The organism is Citrobacter telavivensis, from assembly GCA_009363175.1.
In the GTDB taxonomy this organism is placed as follows: Bacteria; Pseudomonadota; Gammaproteobacteria; order Enterobacterales; family Enterobacteriaceae; genus Citrobacter_A; species Citrobacter_A telavivensis.
In genome coordinates, this window is the sequence record CP045205.1 from 3,961,280 (window position 1) to 3,980,735 (window position 19,456).

15 protein-coding genes are annotated in these 19,456 nt (G+C 55.1%); 6 read left to right on the forward strand and 9 right to left on the reverse strand.

What is annotated here, in order from left to right:
- Positions 1–100: 100 nt before the first annotated feature.
- The gene (bssR, locus tag GBC03_21380) at positions 101–484 is read right to left on the reverse strand and encodes a biofilm formation regulator BssR (protein QFS72572.1); all 384 of its coding nucleotides are present in this window, start codon (positions 482–484) and stop codon (positions 101–103) included.
- A gap of 230 nt (positions 485–714) precedes the next feature.
- Between bssR and rimO the strand changes: the two genes are divergently transcribed.
- Positions 715–2,040 (forward strand): 30S ribosomal protein S12 methylthiotransferase RimO, encoded by a 1,326-nt coding sequence (rimO, locus tag GBC03_21385; protein ID QFS72573.1) that lies wholly within the window; start codon positions 715–717, stop codon positions 2,038–2,040.
- Positions 2,041–2,100: 60 nt separating this feature from the next.
- Here the strand turns inward: rimO and GBC03_21390 are convergent, their stop codons facing one another.
- Both GBC03_21390 and GBC03_21395 read right to left on the reverse strand, forming a co-directional pair.
- Positions 2,101–3,480 carry an MFS transporter gene (locus tag GBC03_21390; protein ID QFS72574.1) on the reverse strand — a complete coding sequence of 460 codons (1,380 nt, stop codon included), beginning with the start codon at positions 3,478–3,480 and terminating at the stop codon, positions 2,101–2,103.
- A complete protein-coding gene (locus GBC03_21395) occupies positions 3,473–5,536 on the reverse strand; it encodes a family 31 glucosidase (protein ID QFS72575.1) in 2,064 nt (687 codons plus the stop codon). Before GBC03_21395 ends, GBC03_21390 begins: the two co-directional genes overlap by 8 nt.
- Positions 5,537–5,793: 257 nt before the next feature.
- Here GBC03_21395 and GBC03_21400 point away from each other — a divergent pair, with 257 nt between their 5' ends.
- A complete protein-coding gene (locus GBC03_21400) occupies positions 5,794–6,798 on the forward strand; it encodes a LacI family DNA-binding transcriptional regulator (GenBank protein QFS72576.1) in 1,005 nt (334 codons plus the stop codon).
- On the opposite strand, the gene gsiD is transcribed toward GBC03_21400, so the two are convergent.
- Genes gsiD through iaaA form a run of 5 tightly spaced genes read right to left on the reverse strand, consistent with a single transcriptional unit; the run spans position 6,795 to position 13,037 of the window.
- Positions 6,795–7,706 (reverse strand): glutathione ABC transporter permease GsiD, encoded by a 912-nt coding sequence (gsiD, locus tag GBC03_21405; GenBank protein QFS72577.1) that lies wholly within the window; start codon positions 7,704–7,706, stop codon positions 6,795–6,797. The genes GBC03_21400 and gsiD overlap by 4 nt on opposite strands.
- Before the next feature lie 2 nt (positions 7,707–7,708).
- Positions 7,709–8,629 carry a glutathione ABC transporter permease GsiC gene (gene gsiC, locus GBC03_21410; GenBank protein ID QFS72578.1) on the reverse strand — a complete coding sequence of 307 codons (921 nt, stop codon included), beginning with the start codon at positions 8,627–8,629 and terminating at the stop codon, positions 7,709–7,711.
- 17 nt (positions 8,630–8,646) lie between these two features.
- Positions 8,647–10,185 carry a glutathione ABC transporter substrate-binding protein GsiB gene (gene gsiB, locus GBC03_21415; GenBank protein QFS72579.1) on the reverse strand — a complete coding sequence of 513 codons (1,539 nt, stop codon included), beginning with the start codon at positions 10,183–10,185 and terminating at the stop codon, positions 8,647–8,649.
- Between the two features lie 28 nt (positions 10,186–10,213).
- Positions 10,214–12,085 carry a glutathione ABC transporter ATP-binding protein GsiA gene (gene gsiA, locus GBC03_21420; protein ID QFS72580.1) on the reverse strand — a complete coding sequence of 624 codons (1,872 nt, stop codon included), beginning with the start codon at positions 12,083–12,085 and terminating at the stop codon, positions 10,214–10,216.
- On the reverse strand, positions 12,072–13,037 hold the full coding sequence (gene iaaA, locus GBC03_21425; protein QFS72581.1) for a beta-aspartyl-peptidase: 966 nt from the start codon (positions 13,035–13,037) through the stop codon (positions 12,072–12,074). The genes gsiA and iaaA overlap by 14 nt, the downstream gene beginning before the upstream one ends.
- A 184-nt stretch (positions 13,038–13,221) precedes the next feature.
- Here iaaA and moeA point away from each other — a divergent pair, with 184 nt between their 5' ends.
- Together moeA and moeB are read left to right on the forward strand one after the other, a co-directional pair.
- On the forward strand, positions 13,222–14,457 hold the full coding sequence (gene moeA, locus GBC03_21430) for a molybdopterin molybdotransferase MoeA (protein QFS72582.1): 1,236 nt from the start codon (positions 13,222–13,224) through the stop codon (positions 14,455–14,457).
- Positions 14,457–15,215: a molybdopterin-synthase adenylyltransferase MoeB gene (gene moeB / locus GBC03_21435; protein QFS72583.1), complete on the forward strand. Its 759-nt coding sequence runs from the start codon at positions 14,457–14,459 to the stop codon at positions 15,213–15,215. Before moeA ends, moeB begins: the two co-directional genes overlap by 1 nt.
- Positions 15,216–15,309: 94 nt before the next feature.
- Here moeB and fsa read toward each other — a convergent pair whose 3' ends face one another.
- A complete protein-coding gene (fsa, locus tag GBC03_21440) occupies positions 15,310–15,972 on the reverse strand; it encodes a fructose-6-phosphate aldolase (GenBank protein QFS72584.1) in 663 nt (220 codons plus the stop codon).
- Positions 15,973–16,103: 131 nt separating this feature from the next.
- Here fsa and GBC03_21445 point away from each other — a divergent pair, with 131 nt between their 5' ends.
- Together GBC03_21445 and GBC03_21450 are read left to right on the forward strand one after the other, a co-directional pair.
- Positions 16,104–17,003, forward strand: coding sequence for a glycyl-radical enzyme activating protein (locus tag GBC03_21445; protein QFS72585.1), 900 nt, complete (start codon positions 16,104–16,106; stop codon positions 17,001–17,003).
- Between the two features lie 4 nt (positions 17,004–17,007).
- Positions 17,008–19,440, forward strand: coding sequence for a formate C-acetyltransferase/glycerol dehydratase family glycyl radical enzyme (locus tag GBC03_21450; protein QFS72586.1), 2,433 nt, complete (start codon positions 17,008–17,010; stop codon positions 19,438–19,440).
- Positions 19,441–19,456: the final 16 nt, after the last annotated feature.

Genomic DNA, 19,456 nt, shown 5'->3' on the forward strand with positions numbered 1-19,456 from the left:
TCCTTGTTGACTCTGGTTAAAGCGTAGTCAGCGAGGAACGTCAGGTGGGCATTTTTACAAAAACTTAACGATGAAGGGGGGAGTCGCCTCCCCCCGAAAATCAGGCATTTTCAAGCGTTGAATGAGCCTGCAAACTCTGAATGCTCAGCGTTAAGGCTGTCAGGCAGGTATTGAGTTTTTCTGCATTGACGGCAATAAAAGTCGGACAGTCGTGGTGTCCGCTCATCAGGCACACCGCCGCAGCGGCGAGTGCACCTTCGGCATGGTGCAATGCATCCCACTCTTCTTGATCGAGATGCAGATTCAAGCGCAACGATTTATCGTGCAGCTCGCGGTTCAGTTCGAAAAAGTTCTCACGTAGATGATCATTCTCGCTGACTGACATGTATCCTTTCGCCATCCTTAGCTGCAGATACGCAGCGAGGTCGATCCTGGCGTTGATGAGCTTATTCAGCAGATCGGTTCTCAGTCTGTCAACGAACATACTTCGTTCCTCCTCTTCCAGCCATGGTGCAACTTAATAGTATGGCTATTTTTTGTACAAAAGGATGCCTGGGATCAACAATTCACTCAGAATTAACATTATTTACATACTAGTTATAAGCCGATGCAGCTTTCCCCTCACCGATCGGGTGAGATAGCAATACAATTTTTGTGCGGAACTCTGTAGAATCCCTGCCCTGAACATTCCAATAACTGAACAATTTTTAAGCTATGAGCAAAGTAACCCACCAGCCGAAAATCGGCTTCGTTTCCCTCGGCTGTCCGAAAAACCTCGTCGATTCGGAACGAATCCTGACTGAACTGCGTACCGAAGGCTACGATGTTGTCCCGAGCTACGACGACGCCGATATGGTGATCGTCAACACCTGCGGCTTTATCGACAGCGCAGTGCAGGAATCACTGGAAGCCATTGGCGAAGCGCTGAATGAAAACGGTAAGGTGATCGTCACCGGCTGTCTGGGTGCGAAAGAAGATCAGATCCGTGAAGTCCATCCGAAAGTGCTGGAAATCACGGGTCCGCATAGCTATGAACAGGTTCTGGAACACGTCCACCACTACGTGCCGAAACCGAAGCACAATCCGTTCCTGAGCCTGGTGCCTGAGCAAGGCGTGAAGCTGACTCCACGCCATTATGCCTACCTGAAAATTTCTGAAGGTTGCAACCATCGCTGCACCTTCTGCATCATTCCCTCGATGCGTGGCGATCTGGTCAGCCGTCCGATTGGCGATGTGCTGAGCGAAGCAAAACGTCTGGTCGATGCGGGCGTCAAAGAGATCCTTGTAATTTCACAGGATACCTCCGCCTACGGCGTAGACGTGAAGCACCGCACCGGGTTCTATAACGGTGAGCCGGTGAAAACCAGTATGGTCAGCCTGTGCGAACAACTGTCAAAACTGGGCATCTGGACGCGTCTGCACTATGTCTACCCGTATCCGCATGTCGACGATGTCATCCCGCTGATGGCGGAAGGCAAGATCCTGCCATACCTGGATATCCCACTTCAGCACGCCAGCCCGCGCATTCTCAAACTGATGAAGCGCCCTGGCTCGGTCGACCGTCAACTGGCACGCATTAAACAATGGCGCGAAATCTGTCCGGAACTGACCCTGCGCTCGACGTTTATTGTCGGTTTCCCGGGGGAAACGGAAGACGATTTCCAGATGCTGCTCGACTTCCTGAAAGAAGCGCGTCTTGACCGCGTAGGCTGCTTCAAATACAGCCCGGTAGACGGCGCAGGTGCCAATGAACTGCCGGATCAGGTACCGGAAGAGGTTAAAGAAGCGCGCTGGAACCGTTTTATGCAACTGCAGCAGCAGATCTCCGCTGAACGCCTGCAGGAGAAAGTGGGTCGCGAAATTCTGGTGATCGTCGATGAAGTCGACGAAGAAGGCGCGATTGGCCGCAGTATGGCCGACGCACCGGAAATTGACGGCGCAGTCTATCTGAACGGTGAAACCAACGTGAAACCGGGCGACGTGATCCGCGTGAAAGTGGAAAACGCCGACGAGTACGATCTGTGGGGCACGCGCGTTTAATGTTTTAACGCCCTGTACTTCAGCCCTCTTCATACAGAAGAGGGCTATTGCAAGGCGCCCTTATCGTCCGAGCGCTTTTTCCATCTTCGCCACCAGCGCATTATCAATTTTAAAATAACACACGGTGACAGCCAGTAACGCATGCAACACGCCAGGAATCACCGTCGAGAGCAACGTGATACCCGTCAGCGAAGCTGTCGTTTGATTTTCCATTCCTGAGCGATAAGAAACCGCCATCAGTGTCAGGCTAATAATTACGCCTGCTATTGCCCATGCCAGCTTGACAAAAAAAAGATTGAACGCGAAATTCATCCCCGAGGAACGTCGCCCCGATTTCCATTCGCCGTAGGTATCAGCGAAAGTCACAAGCGTAAAATGCATCGGCAAAATAAATCCCAGAACCATGCAGCAGATAAACACCAGTATCAGCCACAGCGTGGCGGCATTCCCTGGAACAAACCAGACGATAAAATGCGCGACTGCCAGCACCACGTTGACCCAAAAATAGATGCGGCGAATTTCAAAATGCCGCGTCAAATATTGAACCAGTACCGACCCAATAATCCCACCAAGCGTTGCCATACCAAAAAATAATGAGGTGTAAGTTGCATCCCCATGCAACACATAAGTGATGAAATACATTGCCGCACCGCCTTTAGTATTGAAGATGCTGATAATCAGCAACGACATGACAAAAGTCAGCAAGAGCTGTTCGTTATGACGAATGCTTTTTAAACTCTCCTTAAGGTTGAAGGTGTGACGAGTGCGCGTGGCGCTCCGCTCTTTTACGCCGTAAAAGCAGACTAAAAACATCAGAATCGCCAGCAAGGCTAATACGCCAACGCCCCACTGATATCCCTGAGCCTGATCCCCGCGACCAAAGTATTTCACCATCACCGGCAAGCCCACAGAGACCGCAAATCCAGCGACACCACATAATGCAAAGCGCCAGGATTGACACGAGACAAGCTCCACCGGATTTGAGGTGATTTTTGTGACCAGCGCGCAATAAGGAACATTATTGAGCGAATAGAGCACAGACAATGCAAAATAGGTCGCTATGGCGTAAACCACTTTCCAGTGATAAGCCAAATCAGGGACGCTGAAGGTCAAAAACGCAATAAGTCCAAGCGGCACTGCCGTCCAGAGAATAAAAGGGCGAAACTGTCCCATTTTTGTGGATGTCCGGTCTGCGGCAATACCAATAAGCGGATCGGAAATCGCGTCAATGACTCTCAGGACCAGAAACAGCGTCCCGACAATGGCGGGCGTTAAACCAAAAATATCGGTGTAGAAAAAGGTCAAAAAATTGGAGATCAATCCAGTGACAATCGTTCCCCCCGCATCGCCGAGTCCATAGCTGACTTTTTCCGCGATCGAGAGTTTTTCCGGGACAACGAGTCCCTCAGCTTGTTCTGTATTATCTGAGAGTTCACTCATTTTCCTCTCTCCATGCAGTCAGTAATGCCAGGATATCGGCTCCTTCACGAACAAACAGCGGCAGCACATCGATAGGTGCTTCCACACTGACTTCTTGCCCCCCTTCATAACGCGCGCCTGAATTGGCATCTATCCATATCGTGTCGCCCGGCAACCAGACAAGGCGACGGGTCTCTCCTGCGTGAACCACCGGGGCCACCAGCAGTTCTTCGCCAAACAGATACTGATCTGTCACTTCCCAGGCGTTGGCATCCTGCGGATAGTGATAAAACAATGGGCGCATGAGCGGTTCGCCTGTTTCATGCGCCTGCGCCATCAATTTGCGCAGCCATGGGCGTAAACGTTCCCGAAGAGACGCATAACGGCGGAGAATGGCAAAGGTGGCGTCGCCAAAACTCCAGAGCTCGTTCCCTGCCCCCGTATTACACTGGGCAATGCCATCGCGATGTGCGCTCTCAGGCTCTGTTATCGGGTCACGATGCCCGTGCATACGTAAAACGGGACTAAATACCGCCCACTGGAACCAACGAATCAACAACTCGTGGAACGCAGGATCGTCAACATCACCACCGTGAAAACCCCCGATATCTGTTGTCCACCAGGGAATCCCCGCCATCCCCATACTTAATCCCGCGCAAATCTGGTTACGCATGGACTCAAAAGAAGAGTGAATATCCCCTGACCACACCAACGCGCCATAGCGCTGACTGCCAGCCCAGGCACAGCGCACCAGATTAACAGGGGTTTCCAGCCCCGTATCACGCAGCCCTTCATAGAACGCTTGCGTATAATGCAGCGGATAAATATTGCCAGTTTCTACTGTATTGCCAATGTGATAGCGGTAGTTATCAAAGTCATATACCCCGAATTCAGGTTCAGCTTCATCAAGCCAGAAGAGGTCGATGCCTTGATCAAAATAGTTCTTCTTGCAAACCTGCCAGACGAATTTTCTCGCGTCGGGGTTTGTGGGATCGAAAAAGCGTGTGTTGCCCAAAAAATCGAAATTGATATTGAGCCCTTTGCGCGTATTGACTAAAAAACCCTGCTCGTTCATGTGCGCATAGTTTTCGCTTTTTACGTCAACGGTTGGCCAGATGGAGACCATGAGTTTCGTCCCCATCGCGTTTAACTCCGCAGTCATCGCGGCGGGGTCTGGCCATTCTCGCGCATCAAAACGCCAGTCTCCCTGCACTGGCCAGTGGAAAAAATCAGCAACGATTACCGCCAGCGGAATTCCTGCATCACGATACTGGCGCGCCACCGACAGCAGTTCGTCCTGAGTACGGTAACGCAATTTCGATTGCCATAAACCCAGTGCAAATTCCGGCATAAGTGGAGGGGTTCCGGTCACTGCCGCATACTGGCGAACAATCTCCGCCGGGGTATCTCCTGCGGTGATCCAGTAATCAATTCGCCTTGCGGCTTTCGCGCTCCAGCGTGTTTCATTGCGAGCAAAAACTACCTCACCCACTGCCGGGTTGTTCCATAAAAAACCGTACCCCAGGCTCGATACCATAAACGGTACACTGGCCTGTGAATTGCGCTGCGCCAACTCCAGTGCGCAACCTTTTAAATTAATAAACGGCTGCTGGTACTGCCCCATTCCGCCTATTTTTTCTTGTGGTCTGGATTCGAAACGCACGTTAATTTCCACGGCGTTTCCGGCAAGCGGTTTACATTCCCTTCCCGATATTTTTAAGGCGCTTATTTTCTTTTTTTGCTGTTGCCCGACATTCCAGAATTGTTCGCCATTATCCCGTTGTCGCCATAATTCCTCGAGCAGGCAATCATGATGTTGATTATAAAAAGTAATACGACCTTGCAAATCAACCGTCGCGCTCATTTTGCCGTTGATGATGGTCAGTGCGCTCTCTTCTTGTATAAATTTGACATCGCAATCAGGTGCAGGAAGCAGCGCCCATAAGGGTGGCGTGCTGGTATCTGGCTGGATCCCAGACAATATGCGCAGGCTGTTCTCTCCCCACGCCATGATTTTAAGATACTGCCCGTTCCACGCCCAACATAGCGTATTCTCTTTTATTTGTAAGGTATTCATTAAGCCCTCGGATAAATTTTTACAGGATTTAACATTGATTCCGGAAACGTTTCCGATCCTGTTTAAAATCTTTTCTTCTGTCAATGGGCAACACTCACCAGGAGCCAAAATGAAATGAATAATGTGATCGAAGATTTAATTTTGACGGCTTTTTAATTCAGCGCGTTATATTTATGAGAAGATTATCTCAATTGGCTAATGTGAGCAGAATAAGATATATATACAGTCATGTTTTCCATGTCGTATAAAGGGAACAAATGAATATCAAAGAGTTGGCGAAAAAACTGGATCTTTCCATTGCCACCGTTTCCAGGGCGTTAAACAGCCACCCGGAAGTGAGTGCAGCCACACAAAAACGCGTACGCGACGCGGCGACCCTGTATGGTTATTCTCCCAATGCCGCCGGGCGAAACTTACGTAAAGGGAAAGCGAATACGGTGGCTTTGCTTTTGCCTCCTGGTGACAGAGACAACTTTTACACGGCTCCATTTTTCATGCGTGTGGCGGCCAGTTTACAGCGAGAATTACGCACGCAAGATATCGATACCATTTTGCACCTCGCCCTTGACGAAGCCGATGAGAAATTGTGGTTGCGCAAGATCATTGAGCAGCGTAAAGCCGATGCCGTGATCCTGACCAATACGACCCTCAATGACTCCCGCATCGACTATCTTAATCAACAGCAGTTTCCATTTGCCACTCTGGGACGCAGTAATGCGCTTAACGGCAATTTCAACTGGGTGGATCTGGATTTTGCCACCGTGGCGGAAACCGCTGTCGAGCAGGGATATCAGGCTGGCTATGCTCGCCATGCATTAGTTACGCTGGGAAATGACAGCATGCAGGGACAGATATTCACCGAGACATGGCGCAATGCCCTATCTGCTCGCGGACTGCCCGTTAATGAATCGTGGGTCTATTATGGTGATATCAGTGAAGCAGCGGGTTTTGACGCGTTACGCTATTTCCATTCGCTTGCTGTACCACCCGAATACGTCATTTTCTTGAGCGATCTCCAGATGCTGGGCGCTACGTTCTGTGCACAGGAGTCAGGCTGTCACTATCCGTTTTTTGCCGGTGTATTCAGCAGCGATATCTCCTCATTTCTCCCCCAGAAACCGACGGGCTTCGAGATCCCCTATACGCAACTGGGTGAGAATCTGGCTAAAGCGACCTTAAATGCCATGCAAAACAACCCGAATGCGGTGCAGTCATTACCTGCGCTCACGCTGGTTAATCAGCGTGAGCATAAAATGGCTTAGCCCTTAATCTTCGGATCCAGCGCGTCGCGCAGGCCATCGCCGAGCAGATTAAATGCCAGTACCGTCAGAAAGATGGCCACTGCCGGGAACAGCGCCACGTGCGGTGCTATTACCATATCTGCCCGCGCTTCATTTAGCATCGCGCCCCACTCCGGCGTCGGCGGTTGTGCGCCCAGCCCCAGAAATGACAGGCTTGCCGCTGAGATTATCGAGGTGCCAATGCGCATGGTAAAAAAGACCACAATCGACGAGACGGTTCCTGGCAGGATATGGCTGAAAATAATCGTCGCATCGCTGGCACCAATGCTGCGCGCCGATTCGATAAACGTCTGCTGCTTCAGTACCAGCGTATTACCGCGTACCAGACGGGCGAACGCCGGGATGGAGAAAATCGCCACCGCGATAATCACGTTTGCGATGCCGCTACCCAGCACCGCCACCACGGCAATCGCCAGCAGGATCCCTGGAAACGCAAACAGCACGTCGCAGATACGCATGATTACCCGGTCCCACCAGCCTTCATAGTAGCCCGCCAGCAGTCCCAGTACGGTGCCAATGGCCGCGCCAATCAATACCGCAAACACGCCTGCCGCCAGCGAGATTTGCGCGCCAACCAGCACGCGGCTGAAGATGTCTCTGCCCAACGAATCCACGCCGAACCAGTGCATCATCGACGGTCCGTCATTCAGCCTGTCGTAATCGAAATAGTTTTCTGCATCGAAGGGCGTCAGCCAACGAGCGAAGACTGCCACCAGGATAAGCAACAGCACAAACAGACCTGCAATCAGCGCCACATGCTGACGACGAAAACGTCGCCAGAATTCGTGCCACGGCGTGCGCACCCGTTCGGGTTTCACCATCGGCATGGCATTTAAAATCGCCTGACGGCGCCAGTTAAGTAATCGCATCCTTACTTGTACCTGATAGCCGGGTTAATGGCGGCATACAGCACATCCACCACTAAGTTGATAAGAATAAATTCCAGTGAGAACAGGAGGACTTCCGCCTGAATCACCGGATAATCACGCATCTCCACGGAGTCCACCAGCAGTCGTCCGAGACCAGGCCAGTTGAAGACCTTTTCGACCACGATAGAACCGCCGAGCAAAAAGCCGAACTGTAACCCCATCATGGTGACGACAGGGATCATCGCATTGCGCAGTCCGTGTTTGAGCACCACCCATGTTTCACTGACCCCTTTCGCCCGGGCGGTGCGCATATAGTCTTCATTAAGCACATCGACAAACGAGGCGCGGGTAAAGCGCGCCATCACCGAGGCCACCGCCGCACCGAGAGTGACAGATGGCAGAATATAGTGCTGCCAGCTATCGGCCCCGACGGTCGGCAACCAGCCTAACTCCACGGAGAACACCTGCATCAACAACATCCCCAGCGCGAACGCCGGAAAGGAGATCCCGGTAACGGCCAGCGTCATGCTGAGGCGATCCGGCCAGCGATTACGCCATACCGCCGCGACAATCCCCGCCGCCATACCGAACAGAACGGCCCAGATCATACTGGTCAACGTCAGCCACAGCGTAGGCATAAACCGGCTGGCGATCTCCTCCGAGACAGGTCGGCGAGAAACCATCGAGAGTCCAAAATCGCCCTGCAACACATTCGTCATGTAATGCCAGAACTGGACGTGCAGCGGCCGGTCGAGACCGAGCTGCTGACGAACCAGTTCAATCACCTGCGCGTCGGCTTCCGGCCCGGCAATCAGCCGCGCCGGGTCACCCGGCAACAGGTGGACAAATAAAAACACCAGCACCGCAACAATGAACAGGGTCGGAATCAACCCCAGCAGGCGCTTGATAATATAGTTAAGCATCAGGTTTCCGCTGTGGCTTATTTCAAATCTGCATCATCAAAGCTGAACCCCGTATCTGGCATGATCCAGAAACCGGTCAGTTTGTTACTGTGCGCCGAGACCAGTTTTTCCACCACCAGCGGGATCCACGGCGACTCTTTCCAGACGATATCCTGCGCCGCTTTGTACAGCCGCGCTTTCTCTTGCGGATCGGTTGTTTTCAGCGCATCGGCAAGGTCGGTATCAACCTGCGGATTGCTGTAAAACGCGGTGTTAAACAGCGTTGGCGGCCAGTTTTGCGAAGCAAACAGCGGCGACAGCGCCCAGTCCGCTTCACCGGTCGAGGCCGACCAGCCGGTGTAGAACATTCTCACACCGCTCTCTTTCTGTCCTTTCCCTTCAACTTCAGACGCGCGCTGACCGGCATCCATCGCCGTCACCTGCACTTTAACCCCCACCTGCGCCAGCTGCTGCTGGGTAAACTGCAACACTTTCTGGGCGGTACTGTGATTGTGCGATGACCACAGCGTAGTGCTAAAACCGTTCGGGTAACCCGCTTCTTTCAGCAGTTCACGTGCTTTTGCCGGATCGTAAGGCCAGGCCGTGAAGCTTTGCGCATACGCAATCGACGGCGGCACCACGCCGGTCGCCGGGGTCGCGTATCCCGCAAACGCCACTTTCACCAGCGCCTGGCGGTTGATAGCGTAGTTTAACGCCTCGCGGACTTTCGGATTGTCGAACGGCTTTTGCGTCACGTTCATACTGATGTAACGCTGCATAATCGACGGACTGGCGACCAGTTGCAGATTTTTGTTTTTCTCTAACAGCGCCGCCTGCTCGTAGGGGATCGGGAAGGCAAACTGTGCTTCTCCGGTTTGCAGCATCGCCGCACGGGTGTTGTTATCGGTGACCGGGCGCCAGGTGATGCTATCCAGCTTCGGCAATCCCGACTGCCAGTAACCGGCAAATTTCTTCACCTTCACAAAATCGGTTTGATTCCAGGTATCCAGCACGTAAGGACCGGTGCCTACCGGGTGGAAGCCAATCTCTTTCCCGTATTTCTCCAGCGCGGCCGGTGAGATCATCGCTGTCGCCGGGTGCGCCAGGATATTAATAAACGCGGAGAACGGCTGCTTCAGGGTGATTTTTACCGTTGCGGGATCGACGGCCTCTGTTTTGGCGATGTTCTTATACAGGTTATAACGCTTGAGGCTGTTGGCGGGATCGCTGGCACGGTCGAGGTTAATTTTCACCGCCCCGGCGTTAAAGTCGGTACCGTCCTGGAATTTTACCCCCTGACGCAGTTTGAGGGTATACACCAGACCGTCGTCAGAGACGGTGTAACTCTCCGCCAGCACGTTCTTCAGCTTCATCTCTTTATCCAGACCAAACAGTCCCTGATAAAACGACTTCGCGACCTGCTGCGATAACGTGTCATTCGCATCATACGGATCGAGCGTGGTGAAGTTGGACCCCACCGCCACTACCACATCTTTCGCGGCAAACGCCGGGGACGCAGCCAGCGCGGTCGTCGCGCCTAATGCCAGCAGCCAATGTCGGGCGAGCAATTTTGTCATCTTTTTTCTCCTGAACCCTGCCTGAATGTTATAAGCGCGATAGCGCATTTTCTCGTTGTGGACGCGCGACATAATGTCCGGGCCCGACTAACTGCAATGAAACAGGTGCTGGCGCTTCACCGCGCCGGTAAATGTTGCTCGGCAGCTCATCCGACAGCAGCACCCGCTGCGGTCGGGGATGTCCGGGGTCGGCAACCGGAACCGCCGCCATGAGCTTACGGGTATACGGATGCTGCGGATCCTCAAACAGCGCGGCGCGCGGACCAATCTCCACAATCTGCCCCATGTGCATCACCGCAACGCGGTGGCTGATCCGCTCAACAACGGCCATGTCATGCGAGATGAACAGCCAGGCGATCCCCAGTTCCCGCTGCAAATCGAGCAACAGGTTGATGATTTGTCCGCGAATCGACACATCCAGCGCGGAGACCGATTCATCGGCAATAATGACTTTAGGATTGAGCGCCAGCGCGCGGGCAATGCAGATCCGCTGACGCTGCCCGCCGGAAAACTCATGCGGGTAGCGCCACGCATGTTCAGGTTGCAGCCCGACGCGCTCCAGCAACCACGCCACGCGATCGGCCGCCGCCTTACCCTGCAATAAACCGTGGACGCGCAGCGGCTCCATGATGGAATACCCCACGGTTTGCCGTGGGTCGAGCGAGGCGTAAGGATCCTGAAAAATAAACTGAATATCGCGGCGCAAAGGCTGTAATTGACTGTCGGACAGCGTATCGATTCGCTGACCGTTAAAAATAATCTCGCCGGACTGCGATTCCACCAGGCGCAGTAGCGCACGTCCGGTCGTCGATTTGCCGCAGCCCGATTCGCCGACCAGCGACAGCGTCTCACCGGGCCAGAGATCAAAGCTGACATTTTCCACCGCGTGTACTTCGCGGGTCACTCGATTAAGAACGCCGCTGCGTAACGGAAAACGGGTGACCAGGTTGCGAACCTGCAAAATGGGCTCTCCCTCAACCACCGTATTTTGATCGACGGGTCGCTCCTGCTTTTCCGGCGCACTCAGGGAGATAACCGGGAAGCGGCGCGGATAAGGCAGACCTTTCATCGCCCCGAGTTGTGGTACCGCCGCTAATAACGACTGCGTGTAGGGATGCTGCGGCGAGCGGAAAATCTGTTCCACACTGCCGGTCTCCACGCCCTCCCCCTGGTACATTACCAGCACACGGTCGGCGACATCCGCCACCACGCCCATGTCGTGAGTAATGAAAATCACCCCCATCGACATCTCTTGTTGCAGAACTTTGATCAGTTGCAGGATCTGCGCCTGAATCGTGACGTCCAGCGCGGTTGTCGGTTCATCGGCAATCAGCACCGCCGGACGACAGGAGAGCGCCATCGCAATCATCACCCGCTGGCGCATACCGCCGGAAAGCTGATGGGGGTAGCGCGAAAGAATTGCTTTCGCCTCTGGAATGCGAACCTGATCGAGCATCCGCTTGGCCTCCGCCATCGCCGCTTCACGCCCCGCCCCTTGATGCAGGCGGATGGACTCGGCAATTTGCTCTCCTACGGTAAACACCGGGTTGAGCGACGTCATTGGCTCCTGGAAGATCATGGCGATATCGGCACCCCGCACCCGCTGAAGCTGCGACGTGCTCTGTTCGCCCAGTTCAATCACCTCACGGTTACGGCGGCGCAGCAGCATCTGCTCACACTGAACCTCACCACCAGACTGTTCAATCAGTCGCATCAGCGACAGCGCGGTGACCGATTTTCCCGAACCGGACTCACCGACAATCGCCAGCGTCTCGCCGCGCCTGAGACGAAACGACAGGTTCCGCACCGCCTCAGTACGCTGCTGGTCCTGTTGAAAGGCAATATTCAGATTGCTGACAGCCAGCACGTCGCTGACGTCAAGCGCATCACTGTGTGGCAACGGTGTCCCCTTTTTCCCGGTAGATCCCGGTCGTTGGTGTATCCCCGGCATAACCCCAGGCGCGATACATTCCTTCGCAATTAAACGGCAAGGCCACATTTCCCTCATGATCGATGGCGATAAGCCCGCCACTCCCACCCAGCGCCGGTAATTTCTCCATTACCACCCGCTCGCAGGCCTCCGATAAGCTCAGACCACCGTAGTCCATCAACGCGGCAATGTCATAGGCGGCCAGCGCGCGGATGAACACTTCACCCGTACCGGTGCAGGAAACCGCCACGCTGGCATTATTGGCATAACAACCCGCGCCCACGAGCGGACTGTCGCCGACGCGCCCCGGTAGTTTGTTGGTCATGCCTCCTGTCGATGTCGCCGCCGCCAGATTGCCGTGGACATCCAGCGCCACCGCGCCCACGGTGCCCATTTTTTTGCCTTCATCGAGCGGTGCGCCGCTGTGATCCAGCACGGTTTCGCCGCTCGAACGCGCGGCCAGCAGTTGTTCATAACGTTCAGGCGTTGAAAAGAGATCCGCAGAGACAAGTTCCATCCCCTGCCTGGCCGCAAATTTTTCTGCCCCCGCACCAATCATCATGACATGCGGGCTGTGCTCCATCACCAGTCGGGCAGCGAGAATCGGGTTACGCAAATGGCTGACTCCCGCCACTGCCCCGGCTTTCAGGGTATTGCCATCCATGACGCAGGCATCCAGTTCATGGGTCTCGTCACGGGTATACACCGCGCCGATCCCGGCATTAAACAGCGGGCACTCTTCAAGCAGTCGCACGGCTTCGGTGACCACGTCCAGCGCGCTTTCTCCCGCTTCCAGCATCTTTTGCCCGGCGTCGACAATGTCGGAAAGCGCCTGGATATAGCGTAATTCCTGCTCCTGGCTCATCTGCGCGCGGGTAATCGCCCCGGCGCCGCCGTGAATTGCAATAACTGCTTTGCCCATGTTTGTCGTCCGTCTTCTACAAATATCAGAATTTTGTAGACTTATTGATTCGATTTTTGACTATAGAAAGATGCGATTAGCATGTAAAGCGTTCACATTCTTTCTAAGTCCGAGGTGGCATACAGTCCCCTCGTGTTTTCTGACATAATAGGCGGATTCGATTTTGCCCCGCAGGAGTGTTTTCATGGAATTTACCGCCGGACTGATGCCGCTGGAAACGGCGCTTACCGAAATGTTATCGCGTGTTACCCCACTGACTGCCGTTGAGACGCTGCCGCTGGTGCAGTGCTTTGGCCGTATTCTGGCGACCGACGTGGTTTCGCCGCTCGACGTGCCGGGTTTCGATAACTCGGCGATGGACGGCTATGCGGTGCGACTGGCCGATCTCGCCAGCGGACAGCCGCTGTCGGTCGCCGGTAAAGCGTTCGCCGGTCAACCGTTCCAGGGAGAATGGCCTGTGGGGAGCTGCATTCGCATTATGACCGGCGCGCCGGTACCGGCGGGATGTGACGCCGTGGTGATGCAGGAGCAGACGGAACAGACTGATGACGGCGTGCGTTTTACCGCCGACGTCCGCGGCGGGCAAAACATCCGCCATCGTGGCGAAGACATTAAACAAAATGCGGTGGTTTTCCCTGCCGGTACGCGCCTGACCACCGGCGAACTGCCGGTGCTGGCATCGCTCGGTATTGCCGACGTCCAGGTCGTGCGGAAAGTCCGCGTCGCGCTGTTCTCGACCGGTGATGAACTGCAGCTGCCGGGACAACCGCTCGGCGAAGGCCAGATTTATGATACCAACCGCCTGACCGTGCATCTGATGCTGCAACAGTTGGGTTGCGACGTGATCAATTTAGGCATCATCCGCGATGACCCGCACGCTCTGCGCACGGCGTTTATCGAAGCCGACAGCCAGGCGGATGTGGTGATTAGCTCCGGCGGCGTGTCGGTGGGTGAAGCCGATTACACCAAAACCATCCTTGAAGAGCTGGGCGAAATCGCCTTCTGGAAGCTGGCAATCAAACCCGGCAAACCGTTCGCCTTCGGCAAACTGAGCAACAGTTGGTTCTGCGGATTGCCGGGTAACCCGGTGTCAGCGGCGCTGACGTTCTACCAACTGGTTCAGCCGTTGCTGGCGAAGCTGAGCGGCAACGCGGCCAGCGGGTTACCTGCACGCCAGCGTGTGCGTACCACCTCACGGCTGAAGAAAACGCCGGGTCGTCTCGATTTCCAGCGCGGCGTGCTCCAGCGCACCGCCAACGGCGAGCTGGAGGTGAGCACCACGGGTCATCAGGGTTCACACGTCTTCAGTTCCTTCAGTCAGGGGAACTGCTTCATTGTGCTGGAGCGCGATCGCGGTAACGTTGAAGCCGGTGAATGGGTGGAAGTCGAGCCCTTCAATGCGCTGTTCGGAGGCCTCTGATGGCGGAACTCAGCGATCAGGAGATGCTGCGTTACAATCGGCAGATAATCCTGCGCGGCTTTGACTTTGACGGGCAGGAAGCGCTGAAGGAAGCCAACGTGCTGGTTGTCGGTCTCGGTGGGCTGGGCTGCGCGTCCTCGCAGTATCTGGCGAGCGCTGGCGTCGGCCACCTGACGCTGCTCGATTTTGACACCGTGTCGCTGTCGAATCTACAGCGCCAGACGCTACACAGCGATGCGACCCTCGGCCAGCCGAAAGTGGAATCGGCGCATGCGGCGCTGAGCCGTATTAATCCGCACGTGGCTATCACTGCGGTTAATGCGCTGCTGGACGAGACCGCCCTTCGGACACTTATCGCCGAACACGATCTGGTGCTGGACTGCACCGATAACGTCGCGATTCGTAATCAGCTCAATGCCGGTTGTTACGCGGCAAGAGTCCCGCTGATTTCTGGCGCGGCGATCCGCATGGAAGGTCAGGTTACCGTCTTTACCTACAAAGAGGGTGAGCCCTGCTATCGCTGCCTGAGCCGTCTGTTTGGTGAAAATGCATTAACCTGCGTGGAGGCGGGGGTGATGGCGCCGCTGATTGGCGTGATTGGGTCGCTACAGGCGATGGAAGCCATTAAGCTGCTGGCGCATTATGGTCAGCCAGCGTCGGGGAAAATCGTCATGTACGACGCCATGACCTGCCAGTTCCGCGAAATGAAGCTGATGCGAAATCCGGGCTGCGAGGTGTGTGGGGAAGCCTCATCCTGATCGGATTGTAAGCCGGATAAGCGTCGCGCCATCAGGCAATGACGGCGCGAATTGCCGGATGATGGCGTTGCCTTATCCGGCCAACAACGACAACTTACAGCGACGAACGCCCAAAGGCGCTCTGCCAGTCGTGCTCAAACTTCGCCACCGCCGCATCGACAGCCGGAGAGCTAATCAACTGTTGGGCAACGTCCAGCGGTAAGGTGATGGATTCACAGCCCGCCAGCAGACAATCCAGTGCCTGACGCGGCGTCTTGAAACTGGCTGCCAGCACTTTGGCATGCGGCGCGTGCATCTTCAGCAAATTCTGCAAATCGGTAACGGTCTGAATGCCATCGCCACCCTGCGCATCCACGCGGTTGACGTAAGGCGCAACATACTCCGCCCCCGCCAGTGCCGACAGCAGGCCCTGTGCCGCACCGTACACCGCCGTTCCCAGCGTCGGAATACCTTCCTCTTTAAGCAACTTGATCGCCGCCAGACCTTCCGCCGTGACGGGCACTTTCACGACGATATCAGGAATGATCCCACGCAGTTTACGCGCATCACTCACCATCCCTTCTGCCGTTGTCGCCATCACCTGAGCAAATAAACGCCCCTGCCCCCCCATTGCTTCATGCAATTGTGGCAGTAAGACGTCCAGCGTTTTTTTACCCGCCGCAACAATACTGGGGTTTGTGGTCACGCCCGCCAGCGGGAAAATTCGCGCCAGTGCTTTCACCGCGTCAACGTCGGACGTATCCAGATAGAGTTCCATAATCATTCCTCAACGACTAGTTTGCATAAAAGAAAGATACCACGGCAAAACCTCTCGGTTAGTTGACGCACGTCAACATAACTTTCATTCGAAAGTTATTTAATCTTTATACGAAACACGAGAGGCCGTTTATGATTTTCAATATTCAGCGCTATTCTACTCACGATGGCCCCGGTATCCGCACCGTGGTGTTCCTTAAAGGATGCTCTCTGGGCTGTCGCTGGTGTCAGAATCCGGAAAGCTGGGCACGCACGCAGGATCTGCTGTTTGACGCACGTCTGTGCCTCGAAGGCTGCGAGCTTTGCGTCCAGGCGGCACCGGGCGTTATCGAACGCGCGCTGAATGGCCTCCTTATCCATCGCGAAAAACTGACTGACGCGCATCTTGCCAGCCTGATCGACTGCTGCCCTACTCAGGCTCTGACCGTCTGCGGCGACGTTAAAAGCGTCGATGAGATTATGACCACCGTCCTGCGCGATAAACCTTTTTATGACCGCAGCGGCGGCGGTATTACGCTTTCCGGCGGCGAACCGTTTATGCAGCCAGAGCTGGCGGCATCACTTTTAAAAGCAAGCCATGAGGCGGGCATTCATACCGCGGTCGAAACCTGTTTGCATGTGCCGTGGAAATACATTGAACCGTCACTGTCCTGGATCGATCTGTTCCTTGCGGATTTGAAACACGTCGCCGACGCGCCGTTTAAGCAATGGACGGATGGCAGCGCGTCACGCGTGCTGGAAAACCTGAGAAAGCTCGCCGCCGCCGGGAAAAAAATCATCATCCGCGTTCCGCTGGTTCAGGGGTTTAACGCCGATGAAGAAAGCATTAAAGCGATTACCGATTTTGCCGCCGATGAACTGCACGTTGGCGAGATTCACTTTTTGCCCTACCACACGTTAGGCATCAACAAATACCACTTACTCAGCCAACCCTACAACGCGCCGGACAAGCCGCTGGATGCACCCGATCTGCTCGCCTTTGCGCAGCAGTACGCCTGCACGAAAGGTTTGACCGCGACATTACGAGGATAATCTCATGACCCAACTGAAACTGGATACGCTCAGCGACCGAATCAAAGCGCACAAAACCGCGCTGGTGCACATCGTCAAACCGCCGGTCTGTACCGAACGCGCGCAGCATTACACCGAAATGTACCAGCAGCATCTGGACAAACCGATTCCGGTACGCCGCGCGCTGGCGCTGGCGCATCATCTGGCAGAGCGGACCATTTGGATCAAACACGACGAGCTGATCGTCGGCAACCAGGCGAGCGAAGTGCGCGCCGCGCCGATCTTCCCGGAATACACCGTCTCGTGGATTGAAAAAGAGATAGACGCCCTGGCGGACAGACCGGGTGCGGGTTTTGCGGTCAGTGAAGAGAACAAACGCGTGTTGCATAGCGTTTGTCCGTGGTGGCGCGGCCAAACCGTTCAGGATCGCTGCTACGGCATGTTTACCGATGAGCAAAAAGGGTTGCTGGAAACCGGTATTATCAAAGCCGAAGGCAACATGACCTCCGGTGACGCGCACCTGGCGGTCAACTTCCCGCTGCTACTGGAAAAAGGCATTGACGGCCTGCGGGCAAAAGTCGCGGAGCGCCGTTCACGCATTAACCTGACCGTTCTCGACGATCTGCATGGCGAGCAATTCCTGAAAGCTATTGATATTGTGCTGATTGCCGTCAGCGATCACATCGCCCGCTTCGCCGAACTGGCGCGTAAAATGGCGAGCGAAGAGACACGCGTCAGCCGCCGTAACGAGCTGCTGGCGATGGCGGAAAACTGCGATCTTATCGCTCACCAGCCGCCGCAGACTTTCTGGCAAGCGCTGCAGCTGTGCTACTTCATCCAGTTGATTCTGCAAATTGAGTCCAACGGTCACTCGGTGTCGTTCGGGCGCATGGACCAGTATCTTTATCCGTACTACCGCCGCGATGTGGAACTGAACCAGTCGCTGGACCGCGAACACGCCATTGAGCTGCTGCACAGCTGCTGGCTGAAACTGCTGGAAGTGAACAAAATCCGCTCCGGCTCGCACTCTAAAGCCTCCGCAGGCAGCCCGCTGTATCAGAACGTTACCATTGGCGGACAAAACCTGGTCAACGGTCAGCCGATGGATGCGGTCAATCCGCTCTCCTACGCGATCCTCGAATCCTGTGGGCGTCTGCGCTCCACCCAGCCTAACCTCAGCGTGCGTTATCACGCCGGGATGAGCAATGATTTCCTCGACGCCTGCGTACAGGTGATCCGCTGCGGCTTTGGTATGCCAGCCTTTAACAACGATGAAATCGTGATCCCGGAATTCATTAAGCTCGGTATTGAGCCGCAGGACGCCTACGATTACGCGGCGATTGGCTGCATCGAAACCGCCGTGGGCGGCAAGTGGGGCTACCGCTGCACCGGCATGAGCTTTATCAACTTTGCCCGCGTGATGCTGGCTGCGCTGGAAGGTGGTCGGGACGCCACCAGCGGGAAAGTTTTCCTGCCACAGGAAAAAGCGCTCTCCGCCGGTAACTTCAACAATTTCGACGAGGTGATGGCGGCGTGGGATACCCAGATCCGCTACTACACGCGCAAATCGATTGAGATCGAGTATGTGGTCGATACCATGCTGGAAGAGAACGTGCACGATATCCTCTGCTCGGCGCTGGTGGATGACTGCATCGAGCGGGCAAAGAGCATTAAGCAAGGCGGGGCGAAGTATGACTGGGTATCCGGCCTGCAGGTCGGTATCGCGAACCTCGGCAACAGCCTGGCCGCGGTGAAAAAACTGGTCTTTGAACAGGGGGCAATCGGTCAGCAACAGCTGGCGGCTGCACTGGCAGATGATTTTGACGGCCTGACCCACGAGCAGTTGCGCCAGCGTTTAATCAACGGCGCGCCGAAGTATGGCAACGATGATGACTCCGTCGATACCCTGTTGGCCCGTGCTTATCAGACCTATATCGATGAACTGAAGCAATACCATAACCCGCGTTATGGACGCGGCCCGGTCGGCGGTAATTACTACGCGGGTACGTCGTCTATCTCGGCAAACGTGCCGTTCGGCGCAGCGACCATGGCGACGCCTGATGGTCGTAAAGCCCATACCCCGCTGGCTGAAGGGGCAAGCCCGGCATCCGGTACCGACCATCTTGGTCCCACGGCGGTGATTGGCTCCGTCGGCAAGCTGCCTACCGGTTCGATTCTGGGCGGCGTGCTGTTGAACCAGAAGCTGAACCCGGCCACGCTTGAGAACGAGTCCGACAAGCAGAAACTGATGATCCTGTTGCGAACTTTCTTTGAAGAGCACAAAGGCTGGCACATTCAGTACAACATCGTCTCGCGCGAAACCCTGCTGGACGCGAAAAAGCATCCGGACCAGTATCGTGATCTGGTGGTCCGCGTAGCCGGTTATTCCGCCTTCTTCACCGCGCTTTCACCGGACGCGCAGGACGATATCATCGCCCGTACCGAACATATGTTGTAATCCCCATGGCCCGGTG